This is a genomic window from Rhodoferax sp. (assembly GCF_018063565.1).
Taxonomy (GTDB): Bacteria; Pseudomonadota; Gammaproteobacteria; order Burkholderiales; family Burkholderiaceae_C; genus Rhodoferax.
In genome coordinates, this window is sequence record NZ_JAGPBB010000020.1 from 37,718 (window position 1) to 49,818 (window position 12,101).

Below are 12,101 nucleotides of genomic sequence, written 5' to 3' on the forward strand. Positions count from 1 at the left end.
TAGTACATTCGCACCTTATGCCCACCCACGACACGCCTGTTGTGAACGAACCGACTGACGCTTTACCCGGCGTCGGGCGGGCACTGGTGGCGGCAGGCCAGCTGGACCTGCACTTTGCCCAGGGGATTTACCGCAAGGCCCTGGCCAATCGCGCCAGTTTTGTGGCCGAGTTGACCGGCTCGGGCGCGGTGTCGGCCAGCGATCTGGCCCATACGCTGGCACGGGCATTTGCCTTGCCGCTGCTGGACCTGGATGCGGTCGATGCCGATCGTCTGCCCAAGGACCTGCTGGACAAAAAAATCTGTCAGGACTACCGCGTGCTGGCGCTCGGCAAGCGGCAAAACCGGATCATTGTCGGCACGGCTGACCCGTCTGACCAGCAGGCAGCAGAGAAGATCAAGTTTGCCACCGGCCTGAGTGTGGACTGGGTGGTTGCCGAGTACGACAAACTGCTAAAGCTGGTATCCAAAAATACGGTGACGGCAACCGAAACCATCGAAAGTATCGTGGGTGACGGCTTCGCATTCGACGATCTGAGCACCGAACCGATCACCGAAAACGTGGCGGCGGCGTCTGAAGTCGACGATGCGCCGGTGGTCAGGTTCCTGCAGAAGATGCTGGTGGATGCGGTCGGTATGCGCGCGTCCGATTTGCATTTTGAGCCCTACGAACACACTTACCGGGTACGTTTTCGCATCGACGGCGAGCTGCGTGAGATTGCCTCACCACCGGTGGCCATCAAGGACAAGCTGGCGTCACGTATCAAGGTGATCTCGAAGATGGACATCTCCGAGAAGCGCATCCCGCAGGATGGCCGCATGAAGCTGAAAATCGGCCCCGAGCGGGTGATTGATTTCCGGGTCAGCACCCTGCCAACGCTGTTTGGCGAGAAGATCGTGATTCGCATACTGGACCCCAGCAGCGCCAGACTGGGGATCGATGCGCTGGGTTACGATCCTGTCGAGAAAGGGCATTTGCTCAAAGCCATCGGCCGCCCTTACGGCATGATTCTGGTGACCGGGCCGACAGGTTCAGGCAAGACGGTGTCGCTCTATACCTGCCTGAACCTGCTCAATCAGCCTGGTGTGAACATTGCCACCGCCGAGGATCCGTCGGAGATCAACCTGCCCGGCGTCAACCAGGTCAATGTCAACGAGAAAGCCGGTCTGACCTTTGCCGCCGCCCTGCGCTCTTTTTTGCGCCAGGATCCAGACATCATCATGGTCGGCGAGATCCGGGACCTGGAAACGGCCGATATCGCCATCAAGGCGGCACAAACCGGCCACCTGGTGCTGTCAACCTTGCATACCAATGACGCGCCGTCCACCCTGACCCGTCTGCGCCACATGGGCATTGCGCCCTTCAATATTGCCGCCAGCGTGATACTGATCACGGCGCAACGACTGGCGCGACGGCTCTGCCCGCTGTGCAAGCGCGAGGCGGACGTCGAACGTCCGGCACTGCTGGAGGCCGGATTTCGCCAGCAGGATCTGGACGGCAGCTGGAAGCCGTATCGTCCGGTCGGTTGCAGTGCGTGCAACAATGGCTACAAGGGCCGGATCGGTCTGTACCAGGTGATGCCGATCACCGAGGAAATTCAGCGCATCATCCTGCGTGACGGGAACGCCCTGGAGATCGCCGATCAGGCCCGGCGTGAAGGGGTGAAAACCCTGCGCGAGGCCGGGCTGCAAAAGGCGAAAATGGGGCTGACCTCCATTGAAGAAGTTCTGGCAGTCACCAACGAATAATCGGTACGGCGAGCAATTCAAACCAAAGCAGTCACTCACTATGGCCACTGAAAAAACCAAAAACCCCACTGAGTTTGTTTTCGAGTGGGAGGGCAAGGACCGCAACGGCAAACAGGTACGCGGTGAAATGCGCGCTGGGGGTGAGAACCAGGTGCAGGCCGCGTTGCGGCGCCAGGGCGTCATACCGTCCAAGGTCAAGAAACGGCGCATGAGTTCGGGCAAAGCGATCAAGCCCAAGGACATGGCCATTTTCACGCGCCAGCTGGCCACCATGATGAAAGCCGGTGTGCCCTTGCTGCAGGCGTTTGACATCGTTGGCCGCGGCAACCCGAATCCAAGTGTGACGCGACTGCTCAACGACATCCGCACCGATGTGGAAACCGGCACCTCGCTGAGCGCCGCATTCCGCAAGTACCCTCTGTACTTTGACAACCTGTATTGCAATCTGGTGGAGGCTGGCGAGGCGGCCGGTATTCTGGACCAGTTGCTGGACCGGCTGGCGGTCTACATGGAAAAGACCGAGGCCATGAAGTCAAAAATCAAGTCCGCCCTGATGTACCCGATCTCGGTGCTGATTGTGGCTTTTGTGGTCACGGCGGTGATCATGATTTTTGTGGTCCCGTCCTTCAAACAGGTGTTCACCAGCTTCGGTGCCGATCTGCCAGCACCCACTTTGCTGGTGATTGCTGTCAGCGAGTTTTTTGTCTCTTACTGGTGGCTGATTTTTGGTGGCCTGGGCGGTGGATTCTATTTTTTCATGCAGGCCTGGCGACGCAACCAGAAGGTGCAGATTTTCATGGACAAGTTGATGCTCAAGATGCCCATCTTTGGCGTACTGGTCGAAAAATCCAGCATCGCACGCTGGACGCGTACCCTTTCCACCATGTTTGCAGCCGGTGTACCACTGGTCGAGGCACTGGACTCGGTGGGTGGCGCTGCCGGCAACTGGGTGTTTGAGTCTGCGACGATCAAGATCCAGCAAGAGGTTTCGACCGGCACCGCGTTGACCGTGGCCATGACCAACGCGAACCTGTTTCCGTCGATGGTGCTGCAGATGTGTGCCATCGGCGAGGAGTCGGGATCGATTGACCACATGCTGGGCAAGTCGGCAGACTTTTATGAGTCGGAAGTGGACGACATGGTGGCGGGTATTTCCAGCCTGATGGAGCCCATCATCATCGTGGTGCTCGGTGGCGTCATTGGTGGCATCGTGGTGGCCATGTACCTGCCGATCTTCAAATTGGGTCAGGTGGTCTGATGGAGTTTGCTGCACCGTGGAATGCCAGCCTGCTGGGCTTGCTGGGTCTGTTGATTGGCAGCTTTCTGAACGTGGTGATTTACCGCTTGCCGGTGATGATGCAGGCGCAGTGGCGTGCCGAATGTGCAGATTTGTCTGGTACGCCCGCGCCAGATTCACCCGTTTTTAACCTGATGACACCCCGCTCGCGCTGCCAGCACTGCCAGCACCAGCTCAGCTGGTTCGACAATATTCCTGTGCTCAGCTATTTGCTGCTGCGTGGCAAGTGCCGCTACTGCCGGGCACCAATCAGCCCGCGCTATGCGGCAGTGGAACTGGCCACTGCGGCACTGTTTTTTTACTGTGGTTGGCGCTTCGGCGCTACGCCACTGGCCTTGTTATGGAGCGGTTTTGCCGCCACCCTGCTGACGCTGGCGCTGATCGACTGGGACACCACCCTGTTGCCTGATGACATCACACTGCCTTTGTTGTGGGCGGGTCTTATCGCTGCAGCGACACATTGGAGTGGTGTGTCACTGGCCGATGCGGTATGGGGTGCCGTCGGTGGTTACCTGTCGTTGTGGCTGGTTTATTGGGGTTTCAAACTGGTCACCGGGAAGGAAGGGATGGGATTTGGCGACTTCAAGCTGTATGCCGCCCTGGGTGCCTGGTTTGGCTGGCCGGCGCTGGTGCCGATCATTCTGATGGCCTCGGTGATTGGTGCGGTGGTGGGTATCGGCATGAAGTTCTCGAGCGGTTTGCGCGAAGGTTCCTATGTGCCTTTTGGCCCCTTTCTCGCCGGCGCAGGTTTGACGGTGATGGTGACGGGCCCACAGGCACTGTTGCAAGCGATGGGGCTATAGGTCATGGGGCGGGCCTTCAAGCTCGGGTTGACCGGCGGTATTGGCAGTGGCAAAAGCACGGTTGCGGCCCTACTGGCACAACTGGGTGCCGTGGTGCTGGATGCAGATGCCATCTCGCGCGCACTCACGGCACCGGGCGGTGCTGCCATCGACCCGATTCGGCACAGCTTTGGCGATGCGTTCATCAGCCCGAGCGGTGCGCTTGATCGCGACCTGATGCGCACCAGGGTCTACGCCGAACCGGCTGCCAGACAACGCCTGGAAGCCATCATCCACCCTCTGGTGCAACAAGACATCTGGCGTCAGGCCGGGACGGCCGAAGCCGCTGGTGCACCGTGTCTGGTGTTTGATGTGCCCTTGCTGGTGGAGTCAAAAAGCTGGCAACAGCGGGTTGACAAAATTCTGGTCATTGACTGCAGCCCCGAGACGCAAATCAGTCGGGTACAGGCACGCAGCGGGCTGAGCCGTGTTGCCGTTGAGGCCATCATGGCAACCCAGGCCAGCCGGGCACAGCGCCTAGCCGTCGCCGACCATGTGATTTTGAATGACGGTATCTCGCTGGAGATACTGGATGAACAGGTGCGGCAGCTGGCACCCGCCTTCGGGCTATCATTGCCACACCCAACTGCACCCGGCACATCAGCGTGATCCTTTACGAATACCCCCTGCACGAACGCATCCGTACCTATTTACGGCTTGAACACCTGTTTGTGCGCCTGCATCAACTGGCAGCGCGCATGGATGACCTTGACCACCACTTTGCCCTGGCCACATTGTTCGAAATCATGGACGTGGCTGCGCGTGCCGACCTGAAGTCTGACCTGCTGAAGGATCTGGACAAACAGCGGCACCTGCTGGACGCTTATCGCGGCAATCCGGCCATTGCCGAATCGGTGCTGGACCAGGTGATTGGCGAACTGGATGCGTGTTTTGAAGCCCTGAACCACCACCCTGGCAAAGCCGGGCAGGCGCTGACGGAAAACGAGTGGCTGATGAGTATCCGTAGCCGTATCTGTATTCCGGGCGGCACCTGTGAATTTGACCTGCCATCGTATTACGCCTGGCAACACCAAACCGGGGTGAGCCGCCAGGCAGACCTGAACCTGTGGATTGGCACGCTGAGCCCGTTAGGGGATGCCGTGCACTTGCTATTGAAGTTGTTGCGCGATTCAGGCACGCCGCAAAAGGTCATGGCCGTCGGTGGCCAATTCCAGCAAAACCTGCCGCAGGGTCGTACCTTCCTGCTGGTGCGTCTGGCGCTGGAGGTGTCGCAACAGCTGATTCCTGAAATCAGCGGCAACCGGTTGATGGTGTCGGTGCGCTTGATGCGCCAAGGCGAAGACTACCGGGCGCAGCCCGTAAATGACGATGTGGCATTTGAACTGGCGCTTTGCTCATGACCGGTCAGCTGGACGCCACAAACATCGCAACACGCTGGGTGGAATGCCCTACCTGTGGCGGAGACAGCGCCTACAGCAGCAACCCGTTTCGACCCTTCTGCTGTGAGAAATGCAAGCTGATGGATCTGGGTGCCTGGGCAAGCGAACGGTTTGCGCTGGCTGCCGCAGACACACCGGAAGAACCGCCGACCCACTGAAAACACCGGCAACGCACCTGGGTAAAGTAAGTAAAAATGCCTCCAGCCCAATGGGTAATTGCTTTTATAGCTACCTAATGTGTAGCCAAATAAAACCCTCGCTCCTGCGCCAGCCACTGCAACACCGGCACCGTGCCTGGCAGTACCGGACGCACTGACACCGGCAGACGTTGCCAGGAAAAAGTTTGCGACTCGCGCATTTGCAGTTCACCGCGCCAATCCAAGACCTTGCAAAAATGCAAACGGACCAGCGCGTGCGGGTAATCCACCAACTCTTCACGCCAGGGTGTCACCGCGCCGATGTCGATGCCCAGTTCTTCGTGCAGTTCACGCGTCAGCGCCATGGCGACAGTTTCGCCTGGCTCCAGTTTGCCTCCTGGAAACTCCCAGTAACCCGCATAGACCTTGCCCGCCGGGCGCGAGGTGAGCAGGAAATCGCCATCGGGCTGAATCAGCACGCCCACGGCAACATCAACCACCTGGCGGTCCGGTCCACCCTGGCGTGCTTCATGGGCATCCGCCACCAGGGGTGTTGCAGGCGCGTTCATGAGAAGGCGTTGAAACCGTCAGGCCAGCGCCGGCCCGACCGGCGCTTGCTGCCCGGCAAAGTCGCGCGCAAACTGGTAGGCGACACGGCCGCTTCGGGCACCACGCTCCAGCGCCCACACCAGGGCTTGTGCGCGGGCGTCATCAATGCTTTTGGCATCCACGCCAAAAGAATCCAGCCACTGCGCCACGATGGCCAGATACTCATCCTGGCTGAATGAATAAAAGCTCACCCACAGGCCAAATCGCTCCGACAGCGATATCTTTTCTTCGATCACCTCACCCGGATGCACCTCACCGTCGGGGGTGTGGGTGTAGCTGAGGTTGTCCTTCATGTGCTCAGGCAGCAGGTGGCGGCGGTTGCTGGTGGCGTAAATCAGCACATTGGCTGTGGTCGCCGCCACCGAACCATCCAAAATCGACTTGAGCGCCTTGTAACCAGGCTCGCCGTCTTCAAAACTCAGATCGTCACAGAAGACGATAAACTTTTCAGGCCGGTCACAGACCAGATCGACAATATCGGGTAAATCCACCAGATCCAGCTTGTCGACCTCGATCAGGCGCAGGCCCAGGTGTGCGTACTCGTTCAGGCAGGCGCGCACCAGCGAAGACTTGCCGGTGCCCCGCGCCCCGGTCAGCAGGACGTTGTTGGCCAGGTCGCCGCGAACAAACTGCAACGTGTTGCGCTGGATTTTTTCTTTTTGGGCGTCGATCTCCTTGAGGTCGCTCAACTTCATGGCACCAATGTGGCGCACCGGCTCCAGGCTACTGCGCCCGGCGCTGCGTTGCCGATAGCGAAACGCGGTGGATGCCACCCAATCGGGGGCAGGTAAAGGCTGCGGCAGCACCGCCTCAATCCTGCCCATCAGTTGCTCGGCACGTGCCAGCAACTGGTCAAACCGCTCGCTCATGAGCGATAGTCGGCGTTGATCGAGACGTAGTCGTGGCTCAGGTCGCAAGTCCACACGGTGTCGGCGGCGGTACCGCGCCCCAGCACCACACGCACGGTGATTTCGCTTTGTTTCATGACACGTTGGCCCTCGGCTTCAAGGTACTCGGGGTTGCGGCCACCCTGTTTGGCGACCAGGACCTCGTCGAGATACAAGTCGATCTGTGTTTGATCCAGGTCCGCAATACCGGCATAGCCGACCGCCGCAAGAATGCGCCCGAGGTTGGGGTCGCTGGCAAAGAACGCCGTCTTGACCAAAGGTGAATGGGCAATCGCGTACGCCACCTGACGGCACTCAGCCTGGTTTTGCCCACCTTCGACCCGAATAGCAATAAACTTGGTAGCACCCTCCCCGTCTCTGACAATGGCTTGAGCCAGTTTTTGTGCAACACCGAGCATGGCCATGCGCAATGCCTGACCGGCTGGGCTGTCCAGTGAGTCGATGGCGGGGTGACCCGCGCGGTGGGTGGCAATGACCACAAAGGAGTCATTGGTTGAGGTGTCACCGTCGACGGTCACACGGTTGAATGAACCTTCAGCCAGTTCTGTGGCAAGCTGTTTCATCAACGCCGGCGCCACGCAGGCATCGGTGGCCATGAAGCCCAGCATGGTGGCCATGTTGGGGCGGATCATGCCCGCGCCCTTGCTGATGCCAGTGATGCTCACGGGTTTGCCGTCCAGCATCACCTGTGCGCCAAACGCCTTGGGTGCGGTATCGGTGGTCATGATGGCCTCGGCCGCGCGTAGCCAGTGGTCGGCCCGAGCGTCGGCAATGGCCGCATCCAGGCCGGCTTCAATGCGCTCAATTGGCAAGGTCTCCATGATGACACCGGTCGAAAACGGCAATACCTGCTGCGCACTGACACCCGCACGCGCCGCCAACGCCGCACAGGTTTGACGGGCACGCGCCAAGCCATCGGCTCCCGTGCCGGCATTGGCATTGCCGGTATTGATGACCATTGCCCGAATGGATGACCCCGGCGCACCCAGATGCTCGCTGCAAATTTGCACCGGTGCGGCGCAAAAACGGTTCTGCGTGAAGACCCCCGCCACAGTGGCCCCCTCGTCGATCAGGACCACGGTAAGGTCCTTGCGGTTGACTTTGCGGATACCCGCCTCGGTGACGCCGATGCGCACGCCGGCGATAGGGTACAACTCGTTGGGATTGGGTGCAGCGAGATTGACGGGCATGGTGATTTCTTTCAGGCCAGTTTGCCGTGGCAGTGCTTGTATTTCTTGCCGCTGCCACAAGGGCATGCGTCGTTGCGGCCAACGCGCGGCACCGCCTGGGCCACGGTGCTGGCGTCAACCACGGTTTCGACTTCGCCCGTTTCCGTGGGGGCTGAATAGGTCACGTTGGAGATGCGCTCAGCACGGCTTTCCATGTCTGCCGCGGCCTGGCTGACTTCGTCGTTGGACTGGATGCGCACCGTCATCAGCACCTTGGTGACTTCGTTCTTCACAGCATCAAGCATCTGGCCAAACAGCTCGAACGCCTCGCGCTTGTACTCCTGCTTGGGTTGCTTTTGCGCGTAACCCCGCAAGTGAATACCCTGGCGCAAATAGTCCAGCGCACTGAGGTGGTCACGCCAATTAGTGTCGATACTTTGCAGCAACACCATGCGCTCAAACTGGGTGAAGTTCTCATTGCCCACCAGCGCCACCTTGGCTTCAAATACCTGGTTGGCGTGCTGCAAAACAGTGTCCAGCAGGTCCTGGTCCACAATGGCAGTGGCGGCATTCACCTGATGCTGCAGCGCCAGGGTGATTTGCCACTCGTCCTGCAATACCTTCTCAAGGGCTGGCAGGTTCCATTGCTCCTCAACCGACTCCACCGGAACGTGCTGGCGCACGATGTCTTCGAAACAGCCTTCACGCAAACCCTGAATTTGCGCCGACAAGTCTGATGCATCCAGAATTTCGTTGCGCTGCTGATAGATCACCTTACGCTGATCGTTGGCCACATCATCGTACTCGAGCAGCTGTTTGCGCATGTCAAAGTTGCGCGCTTCCACTTTGCGCTGGGCGCTTTCGATCGAGCGGGTCACAATTCCGGCTTCGATGGCTTCCCCTTCGGGCATTTTCAGGCGGTCCATGATGGCCTTGACCCGGTCACCGGCAAAGATGCGCATCAGGGAGTCGTCCAGACTCAGGTAGAAACGCGACGAACCCGGGTCACCCTGGCGCCCGGAGCGTCCGCGCAGCTGGTTGTCGATACGGCGCGACTCGTGCCGCTCGGTGGCAATAATGCGCAACCCTCCCAGACTGGTCACCAATTCATGGTCTTTGGTCCACTGCGCACGCAGCGCGTCGATCTGCTGCTGCTGCTGCGTGGCATCCAGAGAAGTGTCAAGCTCCACGGCTTCGATGGATTTGCTGATGTTGCCACCCAGAACAATGTCGGTGCCGCGCCCCGCCATATTGGTGGCAATGGTGATCATCTTGGTACGCCCGGCCTGGGCCACGATGTCGGCTTCGCGCGCATGTTGCTTGGCATTGAGCACCTGGTGCGGCAATTTTTCCTTTTCCAGCAATTGCGCAATGATTTCCGAGTTTTCAATCGACGTGGTTCCCACCAGCACGGGCTGTCCGCGCTCATAACACTCGCGGATATCCTGAATCGCGGCCTTGTATTTTTCGGCAGTGGTTTTGTAGACCCGATCGAACTGGTCGTCACGACGACTCGGCTGATTCGGCGGAATCACCACCGTCTCCAGGCCATAGATCTCCTGAAATTCGTAGGCTTCGGTGTCGGCCGTGCCAGTCATGCCTGCCAGCTTGCCGTAAAGACGGAAGTAGTTTTGGAAGGTGATCGACGCCATGGTCTGGTTTTCCGGCTGGATGGCGACACCCTCCTTGGCCTCGACCGCCTGGTGCAACCCGTCACTCCAGCGCCGTCCTGTCATCAGGCGTCCGGTGAACTCGTCCACAATCACAATCTCACCGGCTTGCACCACATAGTGCTGGTCGCGGTGATACAGGTGCTGTGCCCGCAACGCCGCATACAAATGGTGCATCAACGTGATGTTGGACGGGTCGTACAGGCTGGCCCCTTCGGGCAACAGCCCCAGCTCAAACAGGATGCGCTCGGAATTCTCGTGACCACGCTCGGTCAGGAATACCTGGTGACTCTTCTCATCGATGGTGAAGTCACCCGGCTTGGTGATGCCCTCCCCCGTATGCGGGTCCGCTTCCCCCTCCTGCTTTTCCAGCTTGGGCACGACCCGTTTGATCGACAGGTACAAGTCTGTCTGGTCTTCAGCCTGGCCGCTGATGATGAGTGGCGTGCGAGCCTCGTCGATCAAAATTGAATCCACTTCGTCGACGATGGCGAAGTTCAGGCCACGCTGCACCCGGTCAGCCGCCTCGTAGACCATGTTGTCACGCAGGTAATCAAAGCCGTATTCGTTGTTGGTACCGTAGGTGATGTCGGCCCGATAGGCCGCCTGCTTGTCCTCGCGCGACATCTGCGGCAGGTTGATACCCACCGACAAACCCAGAAAGTTATACAGCTTGCCCATCCACTGGGCATCGCGACCTGCAAGGTAGTCGTTCACGGTCACCACATGCACCCCTTTGCCCGTCAGTGCATTGAGGTAGACCGGCAGCGTCGCCGTCAGGGTCTTGCCTTCGCCGGTGCCCATTTCAGAGATCTTGCCATAGTGCAGCGACATGCCGCCGAGCAACTGCACATCAAAGTGGCGCATCTTCATGACACGCTTGGAGCCCTCGCGCACCACAGCGAACGCTTCAGGTAGCAGGTCATCGAGGCTCGCACCCTGTGTCGAACGCTGCCTGAACTCGTCGGTTTTGCCCCTCAAGGCGTCATCCGACAGTTGCTCAAATTCCTTTTCCAGGGCATTGATCTTGACAATGGCGTGGCGATATTTTTTGAGCAGGCGGTCATTGCGACTGCCAAATATTTTGGTGAGAAAGTTGGTTGCCATGAATACGGGGCGATTGGTTCTGACCACAACGGGCCAAACTGCAACGCAGTCCTTTTTTTACGATCTAACTGATATGGGGATAACCCGGGGTAACACAAGCTCTGGCGCACCGACGCGGCGTGAACTGCTTCTGCACGATTTTAGCTGTGCCTTGCCGGCCATCCGAATGGCCTCACCTGGCTGTGCCGGTTGCTGGCCTCAGCGGCGATTTTCCGGCATTCACAGATGCCGTCAGCTGGCCAGCCAACTGTTCACCGGCGGACAGGAATTTGTGCGGGTCCTGCGGTATGCCTTGAACCAGCACCTCAAAATGCAGGTGAGCACCGGTCGAGCGCCCGGTGTTTCCCAATTCAGCAATGGCTTGCCCGCGTTTGACCAGGTCGCCCTTCTTGACCAGCACCCGAGACACATGGGCATAACGGGTGACCAGTTCATTGCCATGATCAACCTCGACCATTTTGCCGTAGCTGGGATGGTATTCCTCAGCCACAACAACGCCGCCCGCAGCCGCCAATATGGGGGTGCCGACCGGGCCCGGGAAGTCCAGTCCGGTGTGAAGCGCAGACTGACCGGTCATGGGGTCAAGACGCCAGCCAAACGGCGAGCCGACCTCGCCCTGGGCCACCGGGCGCGAGGTTGGAACCATCATGCTTTTCATCCGACGCTCAAACAAACGGGATTCCAGCACCGTCAGCAAGTCAGTCCGTTGATGGGTCAGGCTTTCCAAATCGTCCATCGCGGCTTTGACCTGGTCCAGTGACAAGCTATGTGCACCAATCTGTATGCCCCCTTGACCTGGCGTGGATCTGAGCGGTGCCACGCTCACACCTGCCAAGCCCGAAACCCTTTCGCCCAGCGACTCGAGCTGCGTCAGTTTGGCCTGCATTTCGCCCAACTGGCGAGCCATCAGGTCAAGGTTCTCGCGCAGGTAACGATCGCGTTGGTCAAATTCGTCTTTGGTCACAAGCTTGATGACCGACCCGATAATCGGCCAGCCCTCGCGAGCACCCTTCAGGAAAACCCAGTGATACAAACCGAGTGCCGTCAGCATCAGTACCAGCGCCGCCAACAGGAACGCCAGCACCATCTGGACGCCACTCAGATGAACGGCCCGGGTTTTGGCCAGCCATGTATCCGTGATGATCAATTGCATTTGTTGTCGTCTCCTGTCACATGAATCCCCACCGCAGTTCATTCACCCTGTTGCAAGCGAG

General features: G+C 59.1%; 11 protein-coding genes. 6 read left to right on the plus strand and 5 right to left on the minus strand.

Features of this window, described 5'->3' with window-relative positions; translation table 11 throughout:
* Positions 1–17: 17 nt before the first annotated feature.
* From pilB to KBF66_RS06905, 6 genes are read left to right on the plus strand one after another with little or no spacing between them, the layout of a single operon-like run.
* Positions 18–1,748, plus strand: a complete 1,731-nt coding sequence (gene pilB, locus KBF66_RS06880; protein ID WP_296654424.1) for a type IV-A pilus assembly ATPase PilB — start codon at positions 18–20, stop codon at positions 1,746–1,748.
* A gap of 40 nt (positions 1,749–1,788) precedes the next feature.
* The gene (locus KBF66_RS06885) at positions 1,789–3,006 is read left to right on the plus strand and encodes a type II secretion system F family protein (protein ID WP_296654426.1); all 1,218 of its coding nucleotides are present in this window, start codon (positions 1,789–1,791) and stop codon (positions 3,004–3,006) included.
* Positions 3,006–3,848 (plus strand): A24 family peptidase, encoded by an 843-nt coding sequence (locus KBF66_RS06890; protein ID WP_296654428.1) that lies wholly within the window; start codon positions 3,006–3,008, stop codon positions 3,846–3,848. The genes KBF66_RS06885 and KBF66_RS06890 overlap by 1 nt, the downstream gene beginning before the upstream one ends.
* Positions 3,849–3,851: 3 nt before the next feature.
* Positions 3,852–4,496, plus strand: coding sequence for a dephospho-CoA kinase (gene coaE / locus KBF66_RS06895; RefSeq protein WP_296654431.1), 645 nt, complete (start codon positions 3,852–3,854; stop codon positions 4,494–4,496).
* Positions 4,493–5,248 (plus strand): cell division protein ZapD, encoded by a 756-nt coding sequence (zapD, locus tag KBF66_RS06900; protein ID WP_296654433.1) that lies wholly within the window; start codon positions 4,493–4,495, stop codon positions 5,246–5,248. The genes coaE and zapD overlap by 4 nt, the downstream gene beginning before the upstream one ends.
* Complete coding sequence (locus KBF66_RS06905) at positions 5,245–5,445, plus strand: DNA gyrase inhibitor YacG (protein ID WP_296654436.1); 201 nt, start codon at positions 5,245–5,247, stop codon at positions 5,443–5,445. Before zapD ends, KBF66_RS06905 begins: the two co-directional genes overlap by 4 nt.
* Positions 5,446–5,519: 74 nt before the next feature.
* On the opposite strand, the gene KBF66_RS06910 is transcribed toward KBF66_RS06905, so the two are convergent.
* The 5 genes from KBF66_RS06910 to KBF66_RS06930 form a co-directional block, all read right to left on the minus strand.
* Positions 5,520–5,993, minus strand: coding sequence for an NUDIX domain-containing protein (locus KBF66_RS06910; protein WP_296654437.1), 474 nt, complete (start codon positions 5,991–5,993; stop codon positions 5,520–5,522).
* A gap of 18 nt (positions 5,994–6,011) precedes the next feature.
* The gene (locus KBF66_RS06915; RefSeq protein ID WP_296654440.1) at positions 6,012–6,902 is read right to left on the minus strand and encodes an ATP-binding protein; all 891 of its coding nucleotides are present in this window, start codon (positions 6,900–6,902) and stop codon (positions 6,012–6,014) included.
* Entirely contained in the window at positions 6,899–8,131 is a 1,233-nt protein-coding gene (gene argJ / locus KBF66_RS06920) for a bifunctional glutamate N-acetyltransferase/amino-acid acetyltransferase ArgJ (RefSeq protein ID WP_296654443.1), read from the minus strand. The genes KBF66_RS06915 and argJ overlap by 4 nt, the downstream gene beginning before the upstream one ends.
* Before the next feature lie 11 nt (positions 8,132–8,142).
* Complete coding sequence (gene secA / locus KBF66_RS06925) at positions 8,143–10,887, minus strand: preprotein translocase subunit SecA (RefSeq protein ID WP_296654445.1); 2,745 nt, start codon at positions 10,885–10,887, stop codon at positions 8,143–8,145.
* 172 nt (positions 10,888–11,059) lie between these two features.
* Positions 11,060–12,040 carry a M23 family metallopeptidase gene (locus KBF66_RS06930; RefSeq protein WP_296654447.1) on the minus strand — a complete coding sequence of 327 codons (981 nt, stop codon included), beginning with the start codon at positions 12,038–12,040 and terminating at the stop codon, positions 11,060–11,062.
* Positions 12,041–12,101: the final 61 nt, after the last annotated feature.

Excerpts from the sequence above, each read along its gene's own strand:
- KBF66_RS06930 (WP_296654447.1), bottom strand. The coding sequence starts at position 12,040 with ATGCAATTGATCATCACGGATACATGGCTGGCCAAAACCCGGGCCGTT.
- coaE (WP_296654431.1), top strand. The coding sequence starts at position 3,852 with ATGGGGCGGGCCTTCAAGCTCGGGTTGACCGGCGGTATTGGCAGTGGC.
- argJ (WP_296654443.1), bottom strand. The coding sequence starts at position 8,131 with ATGCCCGTCAATCTCGCTGCACCCAATCCCAACGAGTTGTACCCTATC.
- KBF66_RS06915 (WP_296654440.1), bottom strand. The coding sequence starts at position 6,902 with ATGAGCGAGCGGTTTGACCAGTTGCTGGCACGTGCCGAGCAACTGATG.
- secA (WP_296654445.1), bottom strand. The coding sequence starts at position 10,887 with ATGGCAACCAACTTTCTCACCAAAATATTTGGCAGTCGCAATGACCGC.
- pilB (WP_296654424.1), top strand. The coding sequence starts at position 18 with ATGCCCACCCACGACACGCCTGTTGTGAACGAACCGACTGACGCTTTA.
- KBF66_RS06905 (WP_296654436.1), top strand. The coding sequence starts at position 5,245 with ATGACCGGTCAGCTGGACGCCACAAACATCGCAACACGCTGGGTGGAA.
- KBF66_RS06885 (WP_296654426.1), top strand. The coding sequence starts at position 1,789 with ATGGCCACTGAAAAAACCAAAAACCCCACTGAGTTTGTTTTCGAGTGG.
- KBF66_RS06910 (WP_296654437.1), bottom strand. The coding sequence starts at position 5,993 with ATGAACGCGCCTGCAACACCCCTGGTGGCGGATGCCCATGAAGCACGC.
- KBF66_RS06890 (WP_296654428.1), top strand. The coding sequence starts at position 3,006 with ATGGAGTTTGCTGCACCGTGGAATGCCAGCCTGCTGGGCTTGCTGGGT.